Genomic DNA, 24900 nt, shown 5'->3' with positions numbered 1-24900 from the left:
CCCGGATCACACCGGGGCGACGATGTTCTGCTTCACGTCCCACTCGGTGATCTCCATCGCGATCTCCAGCGACTGGCCCTCGACGGACGCGGTGCTCTTCGATGCGAGGTTGACGTAGTCGGCGGTGACCTCGAACGCCACGTCGACGGTCGTGCCCTGCTGGTCGACCGAACCGGTGATCAGGAACACCTTCTGGCCGAGGCGCTCGCCGGTGCCGCTCACGGTGAAGTCGCCCGCGAGGGCCTCGGCCGCGGCGGCGGGGTCCATGGCGGCGACGTCGGCCGCGCTCGTGCTGAGGCCCGCGATGATCGGGTCGCTGGAGTCCGGGTCGGCCGGCTGCCAGTCGCTCGACGGCGACTTGACCCACACGTCGTCGCCGATCGCGACGATCGAGCCCATCGGCGAGATCGACTCGAGGGCCTTCTCGGAGGGGTTCACCCGGGCCGTGCTCTCCATGCCCATCACGCTCGTCTTGGCGGCGTAGCCCGCGGAGTCGGCCATCGCGTCGGCGATGCACGTGCCGAGCGCCGTGCCGTCGACGGTCGCGCCCTCGGCCAGCTCGGGGCAGTCCGTGGCCGGTGCGTCGGCCTCCTGCGATGCGGCCGTGCTCGGCTTCGCGTCGGCCGGCTTGTCCGATCCGCCCGCCGAGCATCCGGTGAGCATGACGGCGGCGGCGAGAACGACGCCGACCCCCCACTTGTTGACGCGCATGGCGCCCCCCTCCAGTCATGTGCCCGATGACGGTCATCGGGCACGCCCTCCAGCATGCCAAGCCGCGGGCCGATCGGTGGGAGGCGGCTCGGAGGAATGTCCGCTAGACTGTCGAGGTTGTCTGCCTTCCGGCACCCACTCGGGTTCCACGGGCGGGCACGTGCACACACCCTCCTGCTCCCGGGAAAGTCCCGAGAGCCGTTCTAGTCCGAAGGAGGTGGGTAAGTGACGCACCAGTACGAACTCATGGTCATTCTGACCCCCGAGATCGACGAGCGCCAGGTCGCCCCGACGCTCGACAAGTTCCTGAAGGTCATCACCAACGATGGTGGCTCGATCGAGAACGTCGACATCTGGGGCAAGCGCCGTCTGGCCTACGAGATCCAGAAGAAGACCGAGGGCATCTACGCCGTCGTCAACTTCACCGCGACCAGCGCCGCCACGCAGGAGCTCGACCGTCAGCTCAAGCTGAACGAGCAGATCATGCGCACCAAGGTCCTGCGCGCGGAAGAGGCTCAGGCGATGATCGCGTCCGAGGCCAAGCGCTCCGAAGAGAAGGCTGCCCGCAAGGCCGCCAAGGCTGCGAAGGCCTAAGTCTCATGGCCGGCGAAACCGTCATCACCGTGGTGGGAAACCTCACGGCCGACCCCGAGCTGCGGTACACGCAGAACGGGCTGCCGGTGGCGAACTTCACCATCGCATCGACGCCGCGCAACTTCGACCGTGCCGCGAACGAGTGGAAGGACGGCGAAGCGCTGTTCCTCCGCGCGTCGGTCTGGCGCGAGTTCGCGGAGCACGTGGCGGGCTCGCTGACCAAGGGCATGCGCGTGATCGCGCAGGGCCGTCTGCGTCAGCGTTCCTACCAGGACCGCGAGGGCAACCAGCGCACCGCGATCGAGCTGGAGGTCGACGAGATCGGCCCCTCGCTGCGGTACGCGACCGCGCAGGTCACCCGTGCGGCCTCGAGCGGTGGCGGTGGCGGGCAGTCCCGTCCGCAGCAGCAGCAGGTGTCGGAGGAGCCGTGGTCCACGCCCGGCTCGTCGACCAGCGCCGACGCCTGGAGCACTCCGGGCAGCTTCGGCGACGACACCCCGTTCTGATCAATTCTCCGGATGCGCGCGAGCGCGCAGCGTCCGATCATCATCACTAAGGAAGAGCAATGGCTGGAAAGTCGAGCGGCGACCGCCGCAAGCCGCGGAAGGGCGCGAAGAACGCCGCCCCCGCGAAGTCCATCCGGGTCGGTGTCATCGATTACAAGGATGTCGCCACCCTCCGCAAGTTCGTCTCGGAGCGCGGCAAGATCCGCGCCCGTCGCATCACCGGTGTGTCGGTGCAGGAGCAGCGTCTGATCGCCACGGCGATCAAGAACGCCCGCGAGATGGCGCTCCTGCCCTACGCTGGCGCCGGCCGGTAAGGGGTACTGAGATGGCAAAGCTGATTCTCACGAACGAGGTCGCCGGGCTGGGTAGCGCCGGTGACGTGGTCGAGGTCAAGAACGGGTACGCCCGCAACTACCTCATCCCGCAGGGTTTCGCGACCGCGTGGACGCGCGGTGGCGAGAAGCAGGTCGCGTCGATCCAGGCCGCACGCCAGGCGCGTGCGATCCACGACCGCGACGAGGCCGTGGCCCTGAAGAACTCGCTGGAGGCCGCCAAGGTGCGCCTCGCGGTCAAGGCCGGCAAGGAGGGTCGTCTCTTCGGCTCGGTCAAGACCGCCGACGTGGCCGACGCGGTCGAGGCCGCCGGTCTCGGTGCGATCGACAAGCGCAAGGTGCACATCACGTCGCCCATCAAGGCGACCGGTGAGCACGAGGCGACCGTGCGTCTGCACGAGGACGTCACTGCGGTCATCACGCTGCAGGTCGTCGCCGCCAAGTAAGGCACGTCTGTCGAACGCCCTCCGTCCTCCGGGACGGGGGGCGTTCGTCGTTCTCCGGCCGCGACGCGCTCGGTGATCTTGGATCCAGAATGCAGAGTTTGAGCGCTTCGATCCGATAGCCTCTGACCCATGGTGAAGTCAGGGGACGCGGCCGCGTCTGCGAAGGATCGCGCCGATGCGCTGCAGAAGCTCGCCCAGCGACACGGGGCCGGGTACCGGTCGGTCGGCGCGATGGCGTACGACATCATCCGCGACGCGATCCTCGATGGCACGCTCCCGCCCGGAATGAAACTGCGCCAGGAGACCCTCGCCGAATCGATCGGCATCTCCCGCCTCCCGATCCGCTCCGCCCTCATCCAGCTCGAGGCCGACGGGCTCGTGGTGTTCCATGCCCGCCGCGGCGCGATGGTGCGGGCGCTGTCCACCGAGGAGGCCGGGGAGGTCTACCACCTGCGCATGCTGCTCGAGAAGGAGGCGCTGCGCCTGGCGATGGCGGAGATCACGCCCGAACGGGTCGAGCGCCTGCGGGAGCTCGCGAAGACCGCCGACGACATCTCCGAGGGCGGCGAGTTCGTCGAGGCGCGCACCGCGTTCTACGCCACCCTGTACGACGCGCAGGCCCGCCCGCTGCTGTGGGAGATGATCGAGCAGCTGCGGCTCAAGCTCGGGCGCTACGTGCTGGGGTGGCGGCTGGGGCCCGCGGGCTCACACGACCACTCGCACACCGAGCTCGTCGACGTGGTCGCGGCCGGCGACGCGAAGAAGGCGCTGGGCGTGCTGGAGGCCCACCTGACCCAGGTGCGCGACGGCGTGATCGCCCTGCTCGACGACGCGGCCGCGGAGGGCGCGGACAACTCCTGACGCGGCGCACGACTCGCGGCGGGCGACTCCGCCGACACACCGCTCCGCAGGCGCAGGACCGCCCGGGGCTCAGGTGACGGTGCCGCGGCGCGCGAAGCGGGGCTCGCGCCACACCTCGGTCTCCAGCACGTCGTGCAGCACGTCGACCGCATCCCACACGTCGGCGTAGGAGGTGTAGAGCGGGGTGAACCCGAAGCGGATGAGGTCGGGCGCCCGGAAGTCGCCGATGACCCCGCGCTCGATGAGGGCCTGCATCACCGCATAGCCGTCGTCGTGTCGCAGCGACACCTGGCTGCCGCGGCGGGACGACTCGCGCGGTGTGACCGACACGATGCCCCAGCGCTCTGCGAGCCGCGCGTCCACGAGCGACAGGAACAGCTCGGTCAGCCGCAGGCTCTTCTCGCGCAGCAGCTCCAGGTCGACGTCGTCCCAGATGTCGAGGCTCGCCTCCAGTCCCGCGACCGACAGCAGCTGCGGTGTGCCGACGCGGAACCGCTCGATGCCGGGCGCCGGGGCGTAGTCCACCGTGAAGTCGAACGGACGAGCGTGGCCGTGCCAGCCGGTGAGCGCGGGCCGGGCGGCGGCGTGATGGCGGGACGCGGCCCACAGGAACGAGGGTGACCCCGGGCCGCCGTTGAGGTACTTGTAGGTGCAGCCCACCGCGAAGTCGGCCCCGGCGGCGTTCAGGTCGATCGGCAGCGCCCCGGCGCTGTGGCACAGGTCCCACACCACCAGCGCCCCGGCGGCCTGCACGCGGCGCGTGACCTCGGCCAGATCGTGCAGCCGACCGGTGCGGTAGTCGACCTGGGTGAGCACGACCACCGCCACGTGGTCGTCGAGCACGTCGTCGAGCGTGGGGCCGTCGTCGGCGATGAGCCGCCGCTCCAGGGGTTCGCCGCCGCCGAGCAGCTCCTGCACGGCCTCCAGCATGTACAGGTCGGTGGGGAAGTTGCCGCGCTCGGCGACGATCACGCGCCGCCCCGGCCGCATGCGCACCGCCGCGACCACGGCCTGGAAGAGGCTCGCCGACGTGGAGTCGCCGAGCACGACCTCGCCCTCCGCGGCGCCGATCAGCGGGGCGATCCGGTCGCCGACCGTACGCGGCTTCGCGAACCAGCCCGCGTCGTTCCAGCTGCGGATGAGCCCGGTGCCCCACTCCTCGGTGATCACGCGCTGCACGTGCGCCGGGGTGTGCCGGGGGAGCGCGCCGAGGGAGTTGCCGTCGAGGTAGATCACGCCCTCCGGCAGCACGAAGCGGTCGCGGAACGACCCGAGCGGATCGGAGGCGTCGAGCGCCTCGCAGGTGGCGCGGTCGAGGGCGGTGCGGGTCGTGGCGCTGGGCGGGGTCGTGGTGCTCATGGGGCGGGTCCGTTCGGGTCGTGCGGTCAGCGGCCGAGGAAGCGCAGGGCGTTGTCGCGGAGGATGGCGGTCTTCTCGGCGTCGTCGAGGAAGGCGGAGCGGTGGACGACGTCGCCGACCGGTCGCTCGCCCAGGGGATACGGATAGTCGCTGCCGACCATCACCTGCGAGGCGCCGAGCGTGTCGACGAGCAGACGCAGCGCGGCCGGGTCGAACACGACGCTGTCGACGCTGAACCGGTCGAGGTAGGCGGAGGGCGGCTGTGCGCTCACGCCGATCACGTCGGGCCGCTGCCGCCACGCGTTCTCGAAGCGGCCGAGCCAGAACGCGAACGAGCCGCCACCGTGCGCGAACGCGAGCCGCAGCGACGGCGGAACGCGGTCGAACACTCCGCCGAGGATCAGCGCGATGATCGACAGGTGCGTCTCGGCGGGCATGCCCGTGAGCCAGCGGGCCATCCAGCGATCGAGTCGCGGCGAGCCGGCCATGTCCCACGGATGCACGAACACGGGGATCCCGCGCTCGGCGCAGTGCTGGAGGAACGTGACGATGCCGGCGTCGTCGAGGTCGCGGTCACCGACGTGGTTGCCGATCTCGACGCCGGCGTGACCGGAGGCGATCGCACGGTCGGCCTCGACGCACGCGGCATCCGGATCCTGCAGCGGCACCTGCGCGAACGGGATGAGCCGATCGGGTGCGGGGGCGCAGATCTCCAGCGCCAGGTCGTTGAAGAGGCGCGCGACCTTCACCGCCTCGTCTCCCGACTTGTCATAGGAGAAGAACAGCGGGGTGGGGGAGACCACCTGCATCTCCACCCCGTCAGCGTCCATGTCGGCCAGGCGCACCTCGGCATCCCAGCAGTCGTCGCCGATGCGACGGAACTCGGACTCGCCGAGCATGATCATCGCCTCGCGCTCGGAGTCCACGCGCAGGGTCGGCCAGAGCCCCGGCCCGACCTGCGTGGACAGGTCGGGCCAGGCGCTCGGCACGAAGTGCGTGTGGACGTCGATCGTGCCCAACGCCGCGTCAGCCCTTGCCGGGATGGACGGTGCCGCACTCGGGGCAGGTGCGCCCCTCCTCGCTGTCGTAGAACTCGCGGAACACCGGCGGCAGGTCCTCCACGATGTCGCGCACCTGCAGCTCGACCTCGTGCACCTTGGTGTTGCAGTTCGGGCAGAACCACGCGAACTTCTCCAGCGTGCCCTCCTCGCGGATGCGCTCGATCACGATGCCGATCGACCCCTCCTCGGGGCGCTGCGGGGAGTGGAACACGTTGCCGGGCAGCAGCCACATCTCGCCCTCGCGGATGTCGATGCGCTGCGGGCCGTCCTCCGTCTGGATGTTCACGTGCATGTTGCCGCGGTACTGGTAGAACCACTCCTCGTACGGATCGAAGTGGAAGTCGGTGCGCTGGTTGGGGCCGCCGACGACCTGCACGATGAAGTCGCCCATCGGCGTCCACGCGGCCTTGTTGTTGACCGGCGGCTTCAGGAGGTGCTCGTTCTCCGTGATCCAGGCGGCGAAGTCGATGACGGGTGGGATGGTGCTCATTTCTCCTCCTCGAGAGTGGCAGGGGTGGTGCGGTCGGGGCGCCTCGCGATCGCCTGGATCTCGAGGCGCAGGTGCGGATGCGGCAGGGCGTGCACGGCGACCGTGGTGCGGGCCGGGCCCTGCTCGTCGAAGTACTCGGCCCAGACGGCGTTGTAGGGGGCGAAGTCGTTCATGTCGACCAGGAACGTCGTGGCCTGCACGAGGTCGTCGAGGTCGCAGCCCGCGGCGGCCAGCACCGCGCGGATGTTCTCGATCACGGCGCGGGTCTGCACCGCGACGTCGAGCCGGGTCGCCCCGAACTCGTCGACCTCGGCGCCCGCGATCGTGTTGTCGGGGCGGCGGCTGGAGGTGCCCGACACGAACACGAGGTCGCCGCTGAGCTTGGCGTGCGGGAAGCGTCCGCGCGGGGTGGCCTTGCCCTCCACGAGGATGCCGCGGGACTCGGTCATGATGCTCCCTTCGGGCCGGACGACGCGGAACCGTCGTCCGTGCGGATCGTGACGCCGCCCAGACCGGTGACCGTCGCCTCGACCACACCGCGGTCGGGCAGGGGAACCGCGGCGGTCGCGGCCCCGGCGAGGAGCACCATGCCCGCCCGCAGCACGAAGCCGTGGCGCGCACCGAGTCGAGCGGCCGCGAGGACGGCGCGACCGGGGTCGCCGAGGATCGCGGCGGTCGAGCCCGTCGCGGCGATGCGGCCGTCGACCTCGAGCCGCACGGCCCGGTTGTCGATGGCGCCCGCGCGGTCGAGCGGTGTCCAGGGGCCGATCGCGTAGGCCGCGGCGGAGGCGTTGTCGGCCACCACGTCGGCGAGGCTGAAGCGGAAGTCGCGGTACCGGGAGTCGATGATCTCCAGGGCGGGGGCGACCGCGGCCACCAGTTCCGACAGCGGCCGGTCGACCGCGGATGCGTCCAGGTCGGCGCGCAGGAGGTAGGCGACCTCGGGCTCGATGCGCGGGTGGATGGCGGACCGCCGCGCGAACACGCCGTCGTCGTCCAGGCGCATGGCATCGGTCAGGGTGCCCAGGATCACGTCGTGCACACCCATCTGCTGCGCCTTGGCCTGACTCGTGAATCCGAGCTTGACCCCGGTGATGTGCTCGCCGCGGGCGACCCGTCGGGCGATGAGGGCGTGCTGCGTGGCGTAGGCCGTGGCGAGGTCGACCTCCTCCGTGGGCGACAGCTGGTTGATGGGCGCGGCCGTGCGCTGGGCGGTGTCGAGGGCGGCGGCGTAGACCGCGTCGGTGCTCATGAGGCCGCCCCCGCGGAACGCGCGGCGACCAGGTCGAGCGCGACATCGACGATCATGTCCTCCTGGCCGCCCACCATGCGCCGTCGTCCGAGCTCGACCAGGATGTCCCGCGCGTCGAGGTCGTGCTTCGCGGCCGCGCGCTCGGCGTGCAGCAGGAAGCTGGAGTACACGCCGGCGTAGCCGAGGGTGAGCGTCTCGCGGTCGACGCGCACCGGACGGTGCTGCAGCGGACGCACGAGCTGCTCCGCGGCGTCCTGCAGGGCGAACAGGTCGCAGCCGTGCTCCCACCCGAGCAGATCCGCCACCGCGACGAACGCCTCGACGGGGCAGTTGCCCGCTCCGGCGCCCTGGCCCGCGAGGGAGGCATCGACGCGGTATGCGCCGTGCTCGACGGCGGTCACGCTGTTGGCGACGCTCAGCGACAGGTTCTCGTGCGCGTGGATGCCGATCTGCGTCGCGGGGTCGAGCGCGTCGCGATAGGCGTCCACGCGTGCGGCGACATCGTGCATCGTGAGGCGTCCGCCGGAGTCGGTCACGTACACGCAGTGGGCGCCCGCCTGCTCCATGATCCGCGCCTGCTCGGCGAGCCCGCGCGGATCGTTCAGGTGGCTCATCATCAGGAACCCCGACACGTCCATGCCGTGCTCGCGCGCCCACGTGATGTGCTGGATCGCGACGTCGGCCTCGGTGCAGTGGGTGGCGACCCGCACGCTCGCGACGCCGAGGTCGCGGGCGCGGGCGAGGTCGTCGATCGTGCCGATGCCGGGCAGGATCAGGGTCGTCAGCACCGCCCGGTCCAGGACCTCGGCGGCGGCCGCGATCCACTGCCAATCGGTGTGGGCGCCGTGCCCGTAGGCGACGCTGGATCCGCCGAGGCCGTCGCCGTGCGCGACCTCGATCGCATCCACGCCCGCCGCCTCCAGGGCCCGGGCGATGTCGCGAACCTGGTCGGTCGTGTAACCGTGGCCGATGGCGTGCATGCCGTCGCGCAGCGTCACGTCCTGCACGTACACGCGCGGAGTCGAGCCGGTCATGCGGGAACCCCCGTCCGTCGGGCGACGAGTCGCTCGGCGGTGCGCAGGGCGGCCGAGGTCATGATGTCGAGATTGCCCGCGTACTCCGGAAGGTAGTGCCCGGCGCCGGTCACCTCCAGCAGCACGGTCACGCGCGTGCCGCGGAACGCCCGGTCGAGCGCGGGGACGTACCCCTCGTCGACCGCGTCGAACTGCACGTCCTGCGCGAGCCGGTAGCCGCCCACGTACCCCTGCACCGCGGCGACCATGTCGGTCACCGAGGTGCGGACGGCGTCGCGGTCGAGCGTGGCGGGGTCGCCCTCGACCAGGCAGTACACGGTGTCGCGCATGATGAGCGGCGGGTCGGCGGGGTTCAGCACGATGATGGCCTTGCCGCGCTCGGCGCCCCCGATCACCTCCAGCGCGCGGGCCGTGGTCTCGGTGAACTCGTCGATGTTCGCGCGGGTGCCGGGTCCTGCGGACTTCGAGGCGATCGAGGCGACGATCTCGGCGTATGCGACCGGGGCCACGCGCGACACGGCGGCCACCATCGGCACGGTCGCCTGCCCGCCGCACGTGACCATGTTCACGTTGGTGGCCCCGGCGTGCGCGTCGAGGTTCACCACGGGCACCACATAGGGGCCGATCGCGGCGGGGGTGAGGTCGACCATGAGTCGTCCGGCGTTGCGCACGAGGGCGTCGTTGCGGGAGTGCGCGCCGGCCGAGGTCGCGTCGAACACCAGCTCGACATCGGCGAACTCGGGCATCGCGAGCAGCCCGTCCACCCCCTCGTGCGTGGTGGCGACACCCAGGCGGCGGGCCCGCGCGAGGCCGTCCGAGTGCTCGTCGATCCCGGCCATCGCCACCACGTGCAGCGTGGTCGACAGCCGCTTCACCTTGATGAGCAGGTCCGTGCCGATGTTGCCGGAGCCGATGATGGCGATTCCCGTGGTCATGCCGCCGCCCCTTCCGTCGCCGTGCCGGAGGCCGTGCCGTGGAAGTCGGCGCGCACCTCTCCGAGTCCGTCGAGCCGGGCGCGGAACACGCCGGCCGTCGCGTCGACCATGGGCCCGAGCGCCCCGGACAGGATCACCTCGCCCGCGCGCAGCGGCTGTCCGCGCCGGGCGACCTCGCGCGCCAGCCAGGCCACCGCGATCACGGGGCTGCCCAGGCACGCGGCGCCGCTGCCGGTCGAGACGGGGCGCCCGTCGCGGTCGAGCGTCATGCCGAGCGCGGTCAGATCCAAGCCGTCGAGCCGGCGGGGGGTGGTGCCCAGCACGACCGCGCCGCTGGAGGCGTTGTCGGCGATGGTGTCGGTGAGGCGGATGTCCCATCCCGCCACCCGGGAGTCCACGACCTCGATCGCGGGCAGCACGAACTCCGTCGCCCGCAGCACGTCGGCGACGGTCGCGGTGGGGGAGCCGAGGTCGCGCCCGAGCACGAACGCCACCTCGGCCTCCGCGCGCGGCTGCAGGAAGCGCCCGAGGTCGAGCGGCTCCCGGTCGGCGTGGATCATGTCGTCGAGCAGCACGCCGTAGTCGGGGCTGTCCACGCCGAGCTGCGCCTGCACGACCGGCGAGGTGAGGCCGATCTTGCGCCCCACGATGCGCCGGCCCCCGTCCACGCGACGGGCGATGCCGAGCGACTGCACGGCGTACGCGGCGTCCTGGTCGGTGTCGCCGAGCAGGTCGCGCACCGCAGCGCACGGACGACCGGTCTCGGCCGCCCGCCGCAGCCGCTCGTCGGCGGCCCGCACGGCCTCGGTGTCGAGGAGCCCGGTCACAGCTGCACGCACACGTTCGTCGGCTCGGTGTAGAACTCGAGCGAGTGGTGGCCGCCCTCGCGACCGATGCCGGAGAGCCCCACGCCGCCGAACGGGCTGCGCAGGTCGCGCAGGTACCAGGTGTTGACCCACGACATGCCGGTGCGCATCTGCTGGGCGACGCGGTGACCGCGGGTGAGATCGGTGGTCCAGGTGACGGCGGCGAGCCCGTAGTCGGTGTCGTTCGCGAGCCGGATCGCCTCCTCCTCGCTGTCGAACGGGATGAGGGCGGCGACCGGGCCGAACACCTCCTCGCGCACGGTGCGGTCACTGTTGTCGAGCCCGGTCCACAGCGTCGGCTCGATCCAGGAGCCGCCGTCGAGTCCGTCGCCGAGGGTCGGCACCCCGCCACCCGCGAGCACCGTGGCGCCCTCCGACACCGCGAGGTCGAAGTACGACTGCACCTTCTGCCGGTGCGCCTGCGAGATCAGCGGGCCCGTGGTGGTCGCGGGGTCCTCCGGCCGACCGAGGCGCAGCCGCCCCGCGTGCTCGGCGAGCCCGGCCGCCACATCGTCGAACACCGACCGCTCGACGTAGATGCGCTCGGTGCACAGGCACACCTGGCCCGTGTTGAGGTAGGTGCTGCGGGCGAGCCCGGCCACCGCGGCGTCGAGGTCGGCGTCGGCGAACACGAGCGCGGCGTTCTTGCCCCCGAGCTCGAACGACACCGGACGCACGCGCGGTGCGACGGCCCGCATGATCGCGGAGCCCGTGGAGGACTCGCCCGTGAAGGTCACACCGTCGATGCCGGGGTGCGTCGTGAGGGCCTCGCCCGCGGAACCCGCGCCGAAGCCGTGCACCACGTTCACCACCCCGGCCGGCACCCCCGCCTCCGCGAGGATCTCGGCGAGCAGCGTGGCCGACGACGGCGTCTCCTCGGACGGCTTGATCACCACGGTGTTGCCGGTGGCGAGGGCCGGCGCGAGCTTCCACGTGAGCAGCAGCAGCGGCAGGTTCCACGGCACGATCACCGCGACCACGCCGAGGGGCTTGCGCACCGCGTAGTTGAGGGCGCGGCGGCCGTCGGGCAGTTCGGTGAGGAACGAGTCGAGCCCGGTGGCGGAGACCGTGTCGGCGAAGGAGCGGAAGTTCGCGGCGGCCCTGGCCACGTCGAGGTCGCGGGCGAGGGACTCGGGCTTGCCGGTGTCGCCGACCTCGGCGGCCACGAGCTCGTCGGCGCGGCGGTCGATCGCGTCGGCGACGCCCCGCAGCAGGCGGGCGCGCTCGGCCACCGTCATGCGACCCCACGGTCCGTCGAACGCGGCACGGGCGGCAGCCACGGCACGGTCGACCTGCTCGGCCCCGGCCTCGTGCACCTCGGCGATCAGCGTGCCGTCGATCGGGCTGATCTTGGCGAACGAGCCGATGCCCTCGACGCGCTCGCCGGCGATCAGGTTGTGGATCGCGCGGGGCGCCCGGCCCTGCTCGGCGGCAGGGCGGGGAGGCGTCATCGTCTCGGAAGGCATGCGCTCAGGCTAGGAACGTCGAAGGGATGCCGACAAATACTCTCTTGATGCACTGCCATGCCCCCACGGCTATAGTCCCGCTCATGGTCACCGATCGACTGCTCGACGGCCGGGTCAAGATCCGGCACCTCGTCCTCATCACCGCCATCGCCGACGAGGGCACACTCGTGCGCGCGGCCGAGTCGCTGCACATCACCCAGCCCGTCGTCACGCGCGGACTGCGCGAGGTGGAGGAGGTGCTCGGGGTCGCACTGTTCGAGCGCCTGCCGCGCGGGGTCAGACCGACGCCGTACGGGCACGCGTTCATCGAGCGGGCCCGGTCCGTGCTCGCCGAGCTGCGGGCGGCGGGGGAGGAGGTGCGGCTGCTGCAGTCAGGGCAGCTGGGCACGGTCACGGTCGGCACGCACCTGGCCGGGTCGAACCTGCTGCTGCCGCGGGCGATCGCGGGGCTGAAGGCCGAGCATCCCCGGCTCACGGTGGTGGTGCGCGAGGGCACGCCCGACACCCTGCAGCAGCTGCTGCTCGCGGGCGACCTCGACCTCACGGTGGGGCGGCTGTCGCCCACGGTGCCGGTGCGACTGGAGCAGGAACGGCTGCACCTCGAGCCGATCCGCCTGGTCGCGCGGGCCGGGCACCCGGTGCTCGGTGGTGCCAAGGCGCACTCGCTCGCGGAGCTCATCTCCTACCCGTGGATCTTCCCCGTGGCCCAGACCGCCCTGCGCGCGGAGCTGGAGGCGGTGTTCTTCCACGAGGGGCTGCCCCTGCCTCCCGACCGCGTGGAGTGCACGTCGATGCTGACGCTGCGCACGCTGCTGATCTCGACCGACGTGATCGCGGCGCTGCCGATGTTCATCGCGGTCGACGACCGCGAGCTGCGGATCCTGCCCACGCCGCTCAGCTCGATCCGGCGTTCGGTCGGCGTCACGCTGCCCAAGGACCGGGCGCCCTCGCCCGCCGCGACCGCCCTGCTGACGCACCTGCGCGAGGAGGGCGCGCGGCTCGCGGCCCTGGAAAGCGAGTACACGGAGGGGGAGCCGCGACCGCTCGGCTGATATGCCCCGATGGTCATGGCTCTGACCCGTATGGATATTGGACAGCATCGCGGCACCGGGTGAATCTGAGGGGGACGACACGACGTCGTGACGATCCCACCCGATTCAGCCAATGGAGGCGACATGGCCGGCTCTCCCTACGTGCCCGATGCGAAGAAGTACCGTCCGGAGGACTTCGAGCGCGTCGCCGGAGAACCGGCCGATCCCGATCCCTCCACGTGGGGCATGCAGCCCGACGGCACGTTCCTGCCGCCCGTCCACACCCCCTCCGTCCCGCGCGACGTGTTCGTCGACTGGCCAGGCCAGCTCGACTACCGCGACCCGGAGACCTACACGCTCAACGCGAAGGCTGAGGCGTTCTACCCGATCGTGGTGAACACGAGCCACTCGTGGCAGTGCATCTACGACTGGGACGGGCGGCGGCTGATGCTGCACTACGGCGGCGGCAACCACTGGAAGCTGTACGACATCACCGACCCGCGCGACCTCACGATCGTCGACGAGGAGCAGTGGGGCTGGGGTGACCCCCGCCCGCAGTTCGGCGCGACCACCGTGCAGTGGAACCAGGAGCTCGGCGCGTACATCGCGATCCAGGCGAGCGAGACCCCGCGGTACTTCCTCCAGGGGCGCGTCGCCAACAAGTGGCTCGACGACACGGTCGAGGGGCAGCTGAAGGAGTGGGAGGGCCTGCGGGGCTTCCGCACCTGGCGGATGGACGGCCCGAGCCCGCGCGAGTGGACGCTGCTCACCGAGGTGTCGACCGACCCGAACCACTCGCCCGGCGAGATCCAGGAGGGCAACGGCGTGCTCGACCTCCCGGTGTACTACGGCGACAAGTACCTGTTCGTGGCCACCGCGCCCGACAACACCTTCACCAACCAGCCGTACCGCACCACGCTGTGGACCGCGGGCCACGCGGCCTACGACGTGTCCGACCCCGCGAAGCCCGAGCTGCTGTCGACCTGGTGGGTGCCCGGCTCGCGTGCCGGCGAGGAGGACGACTCCCCGTACCTGGCCGACAACGACCGCTGGAACAACAAGACCTCCTGGTTCGGCTCGCGCATGGGCGTGTTCCTGCCCCGCTCGGTCGAGTCGGGCTGGAAATACGGCTACGCGGCGCAGGGCGGCCAGGGCTTCTTCGTGCTCGACGTCTCCGACCCGACGGACATCCACCACGTGGGCTGGTGCCCGCTGCCGACGAGCGTCGCCGGCACCGAGGGCGACAACGTCGACACCACCCAGGTCGAGGAGACCGGGTACGTCTACGTCTCCGGCTATCCGATGAACACCGACTGCTACGAGCCCGCCAAGGAGATCTACCAGATCGACGTGAGCGACCCGACGAACCCGCGGGTCGTGCGCACGCTGCCCCGGCCCACGCCGCCCGCGGAGGCGGCCTTCACCGACTGGGCGCAGCGCCGCGGCTCGTTCGGCCCCAAGCGCTCCGGCTACTTCACCAACACCGGCACGCCGCACGGCGGGGTCATCCCGTACGCGTTCTACGCCGCCGGTCTGCAGATCTTCGACGTGCGCGACCCCGAGGACCCCAAGGTGGGCGCCTACTTCGTGCCGCCGATGGGACTGAAGGACGACGACGATCTCGCCGCACCCGTGCACGGCATCTTCGTCGAGTGGGACCGCAACCTCATCTGGCTGTTCGCGAACCACGGCATCTACGCCGTGTCGACGCCGCTGCTGGGGGAGCCCGTCACCGGGATCCCCTCCGCCGACGGCTGACCCCGGCCCCCGGAACTCCGGCGTCCGTCCTGCACTCGGGGGCGAACAGGACGGACCCCGGACCACCCGCCCCCCGTGACGCCCCACCCGAAAGCAGCTCATGACGCAGACAGTCCGGCCGTGGCCCGCCCTGTGGGCCCTGTGCATCGGCTTCTTCATGATCCTCGTGGACACGACGATCGTGGCGATCGCCAACCCGGTCATCCTCGCGGCGTTCGACGCCGACCTCACGACGGTGATCTGGGTGACCAGCGCGTACCTGCTCGCCTACGCGGTGCCGCTGCTGATCACGGGCCGCCTCGGCGATCGGTTCGGCCCCAAGCGGGTGTACCTCGCGGGACTCGTGCTGTTCACCCTCGCCTCCCTCGCGTGCGGCCTGTCCGGCAGCATCGAGATGCTGATCGCGGCGCGGGCCGTGCAGGGCTTCGGCGCCGCGCTGATGACGCCGCAGACGATGGCGATCATCGCCCGCGTCTTCCCGCCGCGCGGCCGGGGCCAGGCGATGGGGGCGTGGGGTGCCGTGGGCGGCCTCGCGACGCTCGTCGGGCCGATCCTGGGCGGCGTGCTCACCGACACGGTCGGCTGGGAGTGGATCTTCTTCGTGAACGTCCCGGTCGGCGTGGTGGCGTTCGTCGTCGCGTGGCGGCTGGTGCCGGATCTGGACGGCCACCCCCATCGGTTCGACCTGCTCGGCGTGATCCTCTCGGGTGCCGGGCTCTTCCTCCTGGTCTTCGGACTCCAGGAGGGGGAGGTGTACGACTGGGGTGTGATCGCCGGTCCGGTCACGGTGTGGGGGCTGATCGCCGCGGGCGTCGTGCTGCTGGTGCTGTTCGTGGTGTGGCAGCGCGTCAGCCGCGCCGAGCCGCTCATGCCGCTGGCCCTGTTCCGCGACCGCAACTTCTCCGTCGCGAACGCCACGATCTTCCTGGTGGGGGTCGGCATCACCGCGATGCCCGTGCCGCTCGCCTTCTACTTCCAGGTCGCCCGGGGCCTCGACCCCACGCTCGCGGCCCTCATGCTCGCGCCGATGGCGGTGGTGTCCGGGGTGCTCGGGCCGTTCGTCGGAAAGCTCAGCGACCGGGTCGGACCGCGCTGGGTGACCTTCGCCGCGTTCACGATCTCGGCGGTCGCGATGGCCTGGTACGCCGCGACCATGACGCTCGATGCGCCGTTCTGGCTGCTGCTGCTGCCGTCGGCGCTGCTCGGGGTCGGGGTGTCTGGCATGTTCGGGCCGCTGGCCTCGACCGCCACGCGCAACCTGCCGCACACGCAGGCCGGGGCGGGCTCCGGGGTCTACTCGACGACGCGGCAGATGGGCTCCGTCATCGGTTCCGCCCTGCTGGCCGTGCTGATGAACGTGACCCTGGCGGCGCAGATCCGCGGGTTCGTGCCCGGTGCGATCCACCCCGGCAGTGTGCTGTCTGACGAGGACGGCGCGGGGCTGGCGCGGGCGATGTCGCAGTCGCTGCTGCTGTCGGCCGTGGCCTTCGGGGTGTGCGCGCTCGTGGTGCTGTTCTTCGTGAGGCCGCGGCCGTGGGGTGCACCCGCCGCCCCGCAGCCGGTGGCGGCGACGACGGGAGAGGGACGATGATGGCAGCGACGATTGTGGATCCAGAATCCAGAACAGACGCCCGAGAGAGGACGCCGATGACCGCGAACGCCGGGGGCGGACGACTCGTCGTCGACGCCCTGAAGAAGGACTACGAGCTCGACGGCGCCGCCGTCCCCGTCGTGAAAGACGTCACGTTCACGATCGAGCCCGGCACGTTCTACTCCCTCCTCGGGCCGTCGGGCTGCGGCAAGACCACGACCCTGCGCTGCGTCGCCGGGCTCGAGCGCAGCAACGGCGGAGTCATCTCGCTCGACGGGGGCGTGCTGTCCACCGGCACCCAGCACGTGTCGCCCGACAAGCGCGACATCGGCATGGTCTTCCAGAACTACGCCATCTGGCCGCATATGACCGTGTTCGCCAACGCGATCTTCCCCCTCCAGGTCGCCGGCTCCCGGCTGCCGAAGCAGGAGGCGAAGAAGCGCGCGATGGAGGCACTGGAACTCGTGCAGCTCGACCACCTCGCGCAGCGCCCCGCCACCGCGCTGTCGGGCGGGCAGCAGCAGCGACTCGCGCTCGCCCGCGCGCTCGCGCACCGTCCGCGGCTGCTGCTGCTGGACGAGCCGCTGTCCAACCTCGACGCGAAGCTGCGCGACACCATGCGCAACGAGCTGCGCAGCCTGCAGCGCAGCCTCGGCATCAGCGCCCTCTACGTCACCCACGACCAGTCCGAGGCGCTGTCGATGTCCGACCGGGTGGCCGTGATGAACGGCGGCCGCATCGTGCAGGAGGCCGCCCCGCGCGAGCTCTACGACCAGCCGGCCGACCGCTTCGTGGCGGACTTCGTGGGCCGCGTGAACATGGTGCCCGCCCGTGTGGTCGACCGCGACGGCAGCGGTGACGCGGTGGTCGAGGCACTCGGCACCCGGCTGCACACGCCCGTCCCCGACGGGGTCACGGCGGGCGACGAGGTCACGCTGACGCTGCGGCCCGAGGCCGTGCGCTGGCACGAGACCGCGGTCGAGCGCCCCAACGTCGTCCCCGTGCGCATCGTGCGGGTGGAGTTCCTCGGCGAGATCGTCGAGTACGAGGCCGAGGTGCTCGCCGGTGGCGAGACGGTCGGCACGATCGTCGGCCGCGGAGCTCCGCTGGCGACACCCCCCGAGGGCGGCAGGGTCTTCCTCGAACTGGTCCCGCACGCCTGCCGCGTGCTGGCCGCATGACGCAACCCGCACCACACCCGAGATCACGCACCTGATGTCAGAGAGGACATTCGGATCATGAAGAGAACACTGGGAGCCGTCGCCGGAGCGGCGGTCGTCGCACTCGCCCTGAGCGGCTGCGGCACGCAGGCCGAGGCGGGCGACGGCGAGAGCTCGCTGAAGGGCGACGCCGCCGCGGCCACGTGCGACGCGGTCGACGTCGGAGCCATCACGCGCTGCGAGAACTTCTACGACGACTACTGGCCCGAGATCGACAAGCAGCTCGACGCCCTCTACGAGCAGGCGAAGGAGGAGGACGGCGGCACCCTGGTCATCTGGGACTGGTACGAGCTGTCGCCCGACGTGATCGCCCAGTTCAACGAGCGCTTCCCCGACATCAAGGTCGAGACGCGGGGCCTCACCTACAACCTGTCGTCGGCGATCATCTCGGCCAAGGCCACCGGGTCGCGCAACACCGACGTCGTCTCCGGCTCGATCACCTCGATGGCCGCGATGTACGACGAGGGCTTCTGGGAGAAGGTCGACTGGCAGAGCTTCGGCGTGCCGGAGGAGTACCTCACCCTCGGTGCCCCCGAGCTCATGCCCGACAGCATCAACGGGTCGCTGCTGCAGTACAACACCGACAAGATCGCGGAGGTCCCGGCGTCGCTCGACGGCCTGCTCGCCCCCGAGTACACCGGCAAGGTGTCGGTCGCCGGCTACAACGCGGTGGTCTTCGCGGGCTACGGCATGGCCGAGGGCGAAGACGCGATGCTCGACCTGATCGACGAGCTGATGTCGTCCGGCACCATGAAGCTGCTCGAAGACCAGGGTGCCCCGCTGTCGAGCGGAGACGTGCCGGTCGCGCTCAACCAGACCCTGTTCAACCCGAACCCGTCGCTGCAGGTGGCGCCGTTCGAGCACTCCGGGGTGTGGGCGCAGTTCTCGGGCGTCAACTCCGATGCGAAGAACAAGCCGGGCGCCGCGCTGTGGACCCTGTGGAACGCGTTCGACCCCGACTGGATCCACCTGCGCATGACCGACGAGCGCTTCGCCAGCACGCAGGTGCCGTTCGCCGGGCTCCCCGCCGCGACCTTCGGCGAGGCCACGGGCCTCATGAAGACGAACGCCGATGCGCTTCTGCTCGGCCTCGACAGCGGTGCCGAGACCGAGACGCAGGACACCCGCGACGACTGGCAGGCGATGATCAACGCGGCCGACAAGGCGCTGAACGGATAACCATGTTCCAGGCACGACGGACCACGGGACGCCGGCGTCCCACCTCGATGACGATCGCGATGGTCGTCTCCGGGATCGTCATCTTCCTCCTGCTCGCGGTGCCGCTGATCGTTCAGGTGATCACCGCGTTCCGTGGTCCGTTCCTGCCCTTCGGGGTCTCGTCCGCCCGGTGGGGCGTCGAGAACTTCGTTACCCTGTGGCAGCTGCGCGAGGACTTCTGGGGCGTGCTCGGCGCGACCGGGGCCTTCGTCGGCGGCTCGACCCTGCTCACGCTGCTGATGGCGTTCGGCCTGGCCTGGGTCACCGTCCGCACCGACGCCCCGTGGCGCCGGCTCATCTCGGTGCTCGTGATCGTGCCGTACATCATCCCGCCGATCGTGAAGGCGCAGGCGTATCTGCTGATGCTGTCGCCCGAGTCGGGTGTGCTGAACCAGCTGCTGCGGCTGCTGCCGTTCGCGAGCGACGTGCCGATCGACCCGTATGCGTTCCCGACGATGATCGTCATCCAGGCGCTCACCAACGTGACCTTCCCGTACCTGATGATCGTGCCGATCCTGACGAACATGGACGGGTCGCTCGAGGAGTCGGCGCGGGTGTCGGGCGCGTCATGGCCGCAGACCCTGCGGCGGGTGACGCTGCCGATGCTGTGGCCGGGGCTGCTCGGGGTCACGGTGCTGACGTTCATCCTCGGCCTCGGCAGCCTGGAGGTGCCGCTGCTGTTCGGCCAGGAGTCGGGGCGCAGCATCTTCGCCCTGAAGCTGTGGACGCTGATCAGCTCGAACGCGGGGGAGCTGCCGCAGTACGGCCTCGCCGCCGCGTGGGGCCTGGTGTTCCTGGTGATCACCACGATCGCGTTCGCGGTGTACCTGAGGGCGACCAGGAACGCGGAGCGCCGCGCCTCCGTCTCGGGCAAGGGCTTCCGGCCGTCGACCATGCGGATGGGGCCGTGGAAGATCCCGGTCATGGTGCTGGTGGCCGTGTTCGTGCTGCTGACCGCGGTGCTGCCGCTGCTCGCGCTGCTGTGGGCGGCGATCACCCCCTATCCGGTGGCGTTCTCGATCGACGCGATGCTGAGCCGCACCGACTTCGGGGCGTTCGGGGTGGTGCTCGCCGACTCCGAGTTCTGGGTGTCGCTCGGGCGCACGGTGCTCATCGCGGGCGGGAGCGCCACGATCGCGGTGGTCTTCGCGACCGTGCTCGCGTACGGCATCGCCCGCAGCAAGAAGACCGGGTGGGTGAAGGCGCTCGACCTGTTCGCGTCGTCGTCGGTCGCGATCCCCGCGACCATCGCCGGCTTCGCGATGTTCCTCACCTTCATGGTGCTGAATCCCTACATCCCGCTCGCCGGGACGCTGTTCGCGCTCGTGATCGCCTACTCGTACCGGGTGTCGATCGCGTACCGCTCGTCGTACAGTGCGACGCTGCAGATCAGGCCCGAGCTGGAGGAGGCGGCGCTCACCAGCGGGGCCAGCAGGTTCCAGGGGTTCCGCCGCATCATCGCGCCGCTGCTGATGCCGACCGTGATGGCCGTGTGGATCCAGATGTTCATCCTCGGCACGAACGAGTTCACGCTGCCGGCGTTCCTGGCGACCCCGTCGTCTCGTCCGCTGTCGATGTACATCTACGCCATGATCAACCCGCGGTCCGCGCAGCTCTACGCACCCGATCAGGGCGCGGCGATGGCGCTGATCTTCACCCTCATGGTGTTCGCGATCGGCTACGGCCTGCAGTGGGCGCTGTCGCGCCGAGCGATCGGCCGCACCCGCAAGACCGTCGCCGCCGGTCTCCCCGACCTCGCCGCCGCCGCACCCGCCCCCGCCGATTCCGCCACCGTGACCCTCGCCGTGCAGCGCCGCCGCCGCTGAGTGGGCGGTACAGGCGGGTCGGTCGCGTCGGCTGTCTCCTGGACGATCGGTCTTGCCGCCCTCCTCGGATGGCGGAGGGCGTGACTCCGAAAGAGGACGGGTCGAGTACCGCGGCCGCGTATCGGCCCGGCCTTCCGGGCATCGAGTTCGTGCTTAGTGCCGGAATACTGCTGAGCCTGCATCGACGAGCTCCTGCGGTTTGACGGGGAACTCTCTGCGGCGTCAGCCTCTCCTGAAGCCGAGTCCCCCGAACGGCGGACAGACAGGTTCGAATGCGCGTCATAGCTTGAGCTGCGGCGGGTCGGCTGCTCACGGTGAGCGCGATGGATGGAGAAACTGTGCGTGTACATCAGAATCGGCGGATTGCGCTTGGCGCGTGTGTGGCGGTGAGCCTGCTCGCGACCGGGTCGCTGGGCTACATCGCTGGCTCCGCTTCGGCCCGGCCGGCTTCGACCCTCAACGGGACTCTGACGTCCGAGGCCTCGAGCGGCATAGAGGCCGTATCAGCCGGCGGTGAGGCCTCGACTCTGACGGGTGAAGCCGCCGAAGCCTATGAGGAGAACACGACTCCTATCCACCAGACCGACGTGACGTTCGACGAGAACACGGCGTTGTCGAGGGCGGAAGTTGAGGAACGAAAAGATGCACTAGCCGACCACTATTCAGTGGGACAGCCACTGAGCGCTGAGGACCTTGAGTTCATGCGCGCGTACTTGATAGACGCGGAGCCTCCCGCAAGTGCCAGTTCACCCGCGATCGAGGCTGCGGCATACGGCGGTGCCGAAGCCCGCATCGTCCCCGCTGCGTTGTACAACCTCAATCAATCGTTCAACGTGACAAGATCGGGGGCTGGCGCCACAGCGAACGCTAGTGGCCGCATTACTGGTGGTATCAATCTCGTGGATGCCAACTGGGGCGTTTCGTGGACGACCAAGCGCACGGGTGGCAAAGCGCTGACCAAGATCACGAGTTCGGTGAAGGCAGATGCATTCGGGGCGGTGGCTGCTTGGCCGTTTGTCGGACTGATCTACTCGAAGTCTTACAGCGCCACCTCACCAAGCGGGGCGAGTAGTTGGTCGTTCTCCCGGAACGGAAGAGTGACGGGCGCAGTAGCGTACATGCAGATGGATTGTCGGTCTTACGTGTACACCACCTCCGGGTCGTTTGCGCTGCCGTAAGGAGTACGAAGATGGACGCGTCACTTTTCAGCTGGTCGGGGCTGATCATCAGCTTGCTGGTCGTCGCGGCGATTCTCGCTGTCGCCTTCATTCTCGTGCGCGGCGTTGTTCGTTTCATCCAGCGACGAACTCGGCATCGTGCGAATGGAGGCGCGTTGGACGAGGGGCTGTAGTTCGGTCAACGAATGACGAGGGTGTGGGTGGTGTGTTCAGGCACGCCACCCACGCTTTTGTGCTCGACGCCAAACGCATGGCGCCGACCCCGGGAGCAACAAATCTCAATCCCACAGCTAGCCGCTTGACTTTTGGATCCAGTATCCATTCAATGGAGACAGCGACGACGCGAGAGGAGGGGCCATGCACATCGGGTACGCCGCGATGCTGGAGCAGGTCCAGCCTTCCGCCGTCATCGAGAACTGCATCGCCGCCGAGGCCCACGGGTTCCGCGGCATCATGGCCACGGACCACTTCCAGCCGTGGCTCCCGCGACACCGGGCCTCCGCGCACGTGTGGACCATGCTCGGCGCGATCGGCGCGCACACCACGGGCGACCTGGGTCCCGGCGTCACGACCCCCGGGTTCCGCACGCACCCGGCCGTGGTCGCGCAGGCCGCCGCCACGCTGGCCACGCTGTACCCCGGCCGCGCGTGGCTCGGGGTCGGCTCCGGCGACGCGCTGAACGAGCACATCACGGGCGGCTACTGGCCCGAGCCCGCCGAGCGCATCGACCGCATGTTCGAGGCCGTCGACATCATCCGCAAGCTCTTCACCGCCTCGCTCGCGGGCCGCGACACCCGCCACCGCGGCGAGCACTTCCGCATGGAGTCCACCCGGCTGTGGACCATGCCCCCGGCCGCGCCCCCGGTGTTCGTCGCCACGGCGGGCCCCGTCACCGCGCGCCGCGCCGGCCGCAACGCCGACGGCCTCATCACGGTCGCGGCCGAGGTCGAGCGCCTCGCCCCGCTGCTCGCACGCTTCGCGGAGGGCGCGAGGGAGGCCGGGCGTGACGCCGACACCCTGCCGCGCGTGCTCCAGCTGCCGCTGTCGTGGGCGCCGACCGAGGAGCAAGCGCTCGCCCAGGCTCACGCCGAGTGGCCCATCGCGGCGCTGCGCATGCGGCGAGGCGACGTGCGCTCGCCCTACGACTTCGAGCAGCTCGTGCGCGGCGTGACTCCCGACGACATGCGCGCGTCGATGCTGATCTCCGCCGACCCCGACGTGCATCGCGCGCAGATCCAGCGCTACGCCGACCTCGGCTTCACCCGCATCTACCTGCACAACGTGGGGCCGAACCAGCGGGAGTGGCTCGAGGTCTTCGGGCGCGACGTGCTGCCGAAGGTGCGCGCATGACCGCCCCCGGCCTGCACGTGTTCGCCCTCCCCGGCATGGGCGAGGTGCGCCCGGGCGACGACCTGGTCGCGCTCATCCTCGCCACGGGCGTGGAACTGCTGCACGGCGACATCCTCGTCGTCACGTCGAAGATCGTGTCCAAGGCGGAGGGACGCTACGTGCAGGCCGCCGACCGGGAGGCCGCGATCACCGCGGAGACCGTGCGCCTCGTCGCCTCCCGCACCCACGACGGCCACACCATGCGGATCGTCGAGAACCGCCTCGGCATGGTCGCCGCGGCCGCGGGCGTCGACGCCAGCAACACCCCCGACGGCTGGGTGCTGCTGCTCCCCGAAGACCCCGACCGCTCCGCCCGTGCGCTCGCCGCGGGGCTCCGCGCCGCGACCGGGGCCGAGGTCGGTGTGCTCCTCAGCGACACCCTCGGGCGGCCCTGGCGCGAAGGACAGACCGACGTCGCGATCGGCGGCGGCGGCGTGCACATGGTCGCCGACCTCCGCGGCACCACCGACCAGGCGGGCAAGGTGCTCAGCGTCACGACCCCGTGCGTCGCAGACGAGCTCGCCGCCGCGGCCGACCTCGTCAAGGGCAAGGCCAGCGGGAACCCGGTCGCCGTCGTGCGCGGCCGCGGCGACCTCGTGGGTCCGCTCGACCTGCCCGGCGCGTCGAGCATCGTGCGCGGCGCCGACCGCGACCTCTTCTGGCTGGGCACCGCCGAGGCGCTCGACCAGGGCTACCGCGACGGCTATGCGGCCGCGCGCGCCGAACTCTCCCCACCCGAACAGAAGGATGCGACATGACACTGACCCTCGGATACAAGGCCAGCGCCGAGCAGTTCGACCCGCGTGAGCTGGTCGAGATCTCGGTCGCGGCCGAGGCGCACGGCATGCAGTCCGTGTTCGCGAGCGACCACTTCCAGCCGTGGCGGCACACCGGCGGTCACGCCCCGTTCTCGCTCACCTGGATGGCGGCTGTCGGCGAGCGCACGTCGAGCATCCGCATCGGCACGTCCGTGCTCACCCCCACCTTCCGCTACAACCCGGCGGTGCTCGCCCAGGCGTTCGCGAGCCTCGGCTGCCTGTACCCTGAGCGGGTGATCCTGGGGGTCGGCTCCGGCGAGGCGCTCAACGAGATCGCCACCGGGTTCCGCGGCGCCGGTGAGCAGGACTGGCCCGAGTTCAAGGAGCGCTACGCCCGCCTGCGCGAGTCGGTGCGGCTCATGCGGGCGCTGTGGTCGGGCGACCGCGTGAGCTTCGACGGCGAGTACTACTCCACGCACGACGCCTCCATCTACGACCGGCCCGAGGGCGGCATCCCCATCTACATCGCCGCGGGCGGCCCGATGGTCGCCCGCTACGCCGGCCGCGCGGGCGACGGCTTCATCTGCACGTCGGGCAAGGGCCAGGAGCTCTACGTCGACCAGCTGCTGCCCGCCGTGAAGGAGGGCCTGGAGCAGTCCGAGCGCTCCTTCGACACGTACGACCGCATGATCGAGATCAAGCTGTCGTACGAGGAGACCAGGGAGGCGGCGCTGGAGAACACCCGGTTCTGGTCGCCGCTGTCGCTGTCGAAGGAGCAGAAGCACGACATCACCGACCCGGTCGAGATGGAGAAGGCCGCCGACGCGCTGCCCCTGGAGACCATCGCCAAGCGGTGGATCGTCGGCAACGACCCCGACGCGGTCGCCGCCGAGATCCAGCAGTACATCGACTGGGGCTTCAACCACCTCGTCTTCCACGCGCCCGGTCACGATCAGCGCCGGTTCCTGCAGCTGTTCGAGCGCGACATCGCGCCGCGGCTGCGCGGGTGAGGGCGCGG

Annotated in this window: 26 protein-coding genes; 16 read left to right on the top strand and 10 right to left on the bottom strand. The window is 70.6% G+C overall.

Annotated features, from left to right (window positions below; all coding sequences use genetic code 11):
- Positions 1-6: 6 nt before the first annotated feature.
- Positions 7-711, bottom strand: a complete 705-nt coding sequence (locus KZC56_RS04990) for a hypothetical protein (protein WP_206252189.1) — start codon at positions 709-711, stop codon at positions 7-9.
- A 225-nt stretch (positions 712-936) separates the two neighbouring features.
- Between KZC56_RS04990 and rpsF the strand changes: the two genes are divergently transcribed.
- The 5 genes from rpsF (at position 937) to KZC56_RS04965 (ending at position 3450) form a co-directional block, all read left to right on the top strand.
- Entirely contained in the window at positions 937-1305 is a 369-nt protein-coding gene (gene rpsF / locus KZC56_RS04985) for a 30S ribosomal protein S6 (protein WP_021201450.1), read from the top strand.
- 5 nt (positions 1306-1310) lie between these two features.
- A complete protein-coding gene (locus tag KZC56_RS04980) occupies positions 1311-1811 on the top strand; it encodes a single-stranded DNA-binding protein (protein WP_136033869.1) in 501 nt (166 codons plus the stop codon).
- Between the two features lie 59 nt (positions 1812-1870).
- Positions 1871-2125 (top strand): 30S ribosomal protein S18, encoded by a 255-nt coding sequence (gene rpsR / locus KZC56_RS04975; protein ID WP_017203799.1) that lies wholly within the window; start codon positions 1871-1873, stop codon positions 2123-2125.
- Positions 2126-2136: 11 nt separating this feature from the next.
- Positions 2137-2589: a 50S ribosomal protein L9 gene (rplI, locus tag KZC56_RS04970; RefSeq protein ID WP_136033871.1), complete on the top strand. Its 453-nt coding sequence runs from the start codon at positions 2137-2139 to the stop codon at positions 2587-2589.
- Positions 2590-2718: 129 nt separating this feature from the next.
- Positions 2719-3450, top strand: coding sequence for a GntR family transcriptional regulator (locus KZC56_RS04965; protein WP_247638012.1), 732 nt, complete (start codon positions 2719-2721; stop codon positions 3448-3450).
- 69 nt (positions 3451-3519) lie between these two features.
- Here KZC56_RS04965 and kynU read toward each other — a convergent pair whose 3' ends face one another.
- Genes kynU through KZC56_RS04920 form a run of 9 tightly spaced genes read right to left on the bottom strand, consistent with a single transcriptional unit; the run spans position 3520 to position 11913 of the window.
- On the bottom strand, positions 3520-4809 hold the full coding sequence (gene kynU / locus KZC56_RS04960; RefSeq protein ID WP_206252191.1) for a kynureninase: 1290 nt from the start codon (positions 4807-4809) through the stop codon (positions 3520-3522).
- A gap of 26 nt (positions 4810-4835) precedes the next feature.
- Positions 4836-5828 carry an amidohydrolase family protein gene (locus KZC56_RS04955; RefSeq protein WP_247638011.1) on the bottom strand — a complete coding sequence of 331 codons (993 nt, stop codon included), beginning with the start codon at positions 5826-5828 and terminating at the stop codon, positions 4836-4838.
- A gap of 7 nt (positions 5829-5835) precedes the next feature.
- Entirely contained in the window at positions 5836-6360 is a 525-nt protein-coding gene (locus KZC56_RS04950; protein WP_136033880.1) for a 3-hydroxyanthranilate 3,4-dioxygenase, read from the bottom strand.
- Complete coding sequence (locus KZC56_RS04945) at positions 6357-6809, bottom strand: RidA family protein (RefSeq protein ID WP_136033882.1); 453 nt, start codon at positions 6807-6809, stop codon at positions 6357-6359. Before KZC56_RS04945 ends, KZC56_RS04950 begins: the two co-directional genes overlap by 4 nt.
- Positions 6806-7612, bottom strand: coding sequence for a 2-keto-4-pentenoate hydratase (locus KZC56_RS04940; protein ID WP_247638010.1), 807 nt, complete (start codon positions 7610-7612; stop codon positions 6806-6808). Before KZC56_RS04940 ends, KZC56_RS04945 begins: the two co-directional genes overlap by 4 nt.
- A complete protein-coding gene (dmpG, locus tag KZC56_RS04935; RefSeq protein WP_247638009.1) occupies positions 7609-8646 on the bottom strand; it encodes a 4-hydroxy-2-oxovalerate aldolase in 1038 nt (345 codons plus the stop codon). The genes KZC56_RS04940 and dmpG overlap by 4 nt, the downstream gene beginning before the upstream one ends.
- A complete protein-coding gene (locus KZC56_RS04930; RefSeq protein WP_247638008.1) occupies positions 8643-9581 on the bottom strand; it encodes an acetaldehyde dehydrogenase (acetylating) in 939 nt (312 codons plus the stop codon). Before KZC56_RS04930 ends, dmpG begins: the two co-directional genes overlap by 4 nt.
- A complete protein-coding gene (locus KZC56_RS04925; protein ID WP_247638007.1) occupies positions 9578-10408 on the bottom strand; it encodes a 2-keto-4-pentenoate hydratase in 831 nt (276 codons plus the stop codon). The genes KZC56_RS04930 and KZC56_RS04925 overlap by 4 nt, the downstream gene beginning before the upstream one ends.
- Positions 10405-11913 carry a 2-hydroxymuconic semialdehyde dehydrogenase gene (locus tag KZC56_RS04920; protein WP_247638006.1) on the bottom strand — a complete coding sequence of 503 codons (1509 nt, stop codon included), beginning with the start codon at positions 11911-11913 and terminating at the stop codon, positions 10405-10407. Before KZC56_RS04920 ends, KZC56_RS04925 begins: the two co-directional genes overlap by 4 nt.
- An 83-nt stretch (positions 11914-11996) precedes the next feature.
- On the opposite strand from KZC56_RS04920, the gene KZC56_RS04915 reads away from it, so the two are divergent.
- The 11 genes from KZC56_RS04915 (at position 11997) to fgd (ending at position 24892) form a co-directional block, all read left to right on the top strand.
- Positions 11997-12965 carry a LysR substrate-binding domain-containing protein gene (locus KZC56_RS04915; RefSeq protein ID WP_136033891.1) on the top strand — a complete coding sequence of 323 codons (969 nt, stop codon included), beginning with the start codon at positions 11997-11999 and terminating at the stop codon, positions 12963-12965.
- Positions 12966-13088: 123 nt separating this feature from the next.
- On the top strand, positions 13089-14702 hold the full coding sequence (locus KZC56_RS04910) for an LVIVD repeat-containing protein (RefSeq protein WP_247638005.1): 1614 nt from the start codon (positions 13089-13091) through the stop codon (positions 14700-14702).
- Between the two features lie 100 nt (positions 14703-14802).
- On the top strand, positions 14803-16293 hold the full coding sequence (locus KZC56_RS04905) for a DHA2 family efflux MFS transporter permease subunit (protein ID WP_247638004.1): 1491 nt from the start codon (positions 14803-14805) through the stop codon (positions 16291-16293).
- A 56-nt stretch (positions 16294-16349) separates the two neighbouring features.
- Positions 16350-17474, top strand: a complete 1125-nt coding sequence (locus KZC56_RS04900; RefSeq protein ID WP_168387144.1) for an ABC transporter ATP-binding protein — start codon at positions 16350-16352, stop codon at positions 17472-17474.
- Positions 17475-17531: 57 nt separating this feature from the next.
- Positions 17532-18692, top strand: a complete 1161-nt coding sequence (locus tag KZC56_RS04895; protein WP_136035839.1) for a type 2 periplasmic-binding domain-containing protein — start codon at positions 17532-17534, stop codon at positions 18690-18692.
- Between the two features lie 2 nt (positions 18693-18694).
- Positions 18695-20557: an ABC transporter permease gene (locus KZC56_RS04890; RefSeq protein ID WP_247638003.1), complete on the top strand. Its 1863-nt coding sequence runs from the start codon at positions 18695-18697 to the stop codon at positions 20555-20557.
- A 314-nt stretch (positions 20558-20871) separates the two neighbouring features.
- Positions 20872-21735 carry a hypothetical protein gene (locus tag KZC56_RS04885; RefSeq protein WP_247638002.1) on the top strand — a complete coding sequence of 288 codons (864 nt, stop codon included), beginning with the start codon at positions 20872-20874 and terminating at the stop codon, positions 21733-21735.
- Positions 21736-21746: 11 nt separating this feature from the next.
- A complete protein-coding gene (locus KZC56_RS04880; protein WP_168443074.1) occupies positions 21747-21908 on the top strand; it encodes a hypothetical protein in 162 nt (53 codons plus the stop codon).
- 184 nt (positions 21909-22092) lie between these two features.
- Positions 22093-23085 (top strand): TIGR03557 family F420-dependent LLM class oxidoreductase, encoded by a 993-nt coding sequence (locus KZC56_RS04875; RefSeq protein ID WP_206252202.1) that lies wholly within the window; start codon positions 22093-22095, stop codon positions 23083-23085.
- On the top strand, positions 23082-23882 hold the full coding sequence (cofE, locus tag KZC56_RS04870) for a coenzyme F420-0:L-glutamate ligase (RefSeq protein WP_136035289.1): 801 nt from the start codon (positions 23082-23084) through the stop codon (positions 23880-23882). The genes KZC56_RS04875 and cofE overlap by 4 nt, the downstream gene beginning before the upstream one ends.
- Positions 23879-24892 carry a glucose-6-phosphate dehydrogenase (coenzyme-F420) gene (fgd, locus tag KZC56_RS04865; protein WP_247638001.1) on the top strand — a complete coding sequence of 338 codons (1014 nt, stop codon included), beginning with the start codon at positions 23879-23881 and terminating at the stop codon, positions 24890-24892. Before cofE ends, fgd begins: the two co-directional genes overlap by 4 nt.
- Positions 24893-24900 lie beyond the last annotated feature (8 nt).

Origin of the sequence: Microbacterium sufflavum (genome assembly GCF_023091155.1) — a bacterium.
Lineage (GTDB): Bacteria > Actinomycetota > Actinomycetes > Actinomycetales > Microbacteriaceae > Microbacterium > Microbacterium sufflavum.
This window is presented reverse-complemented; position numbering and strand designations above follow the sequence as displayed.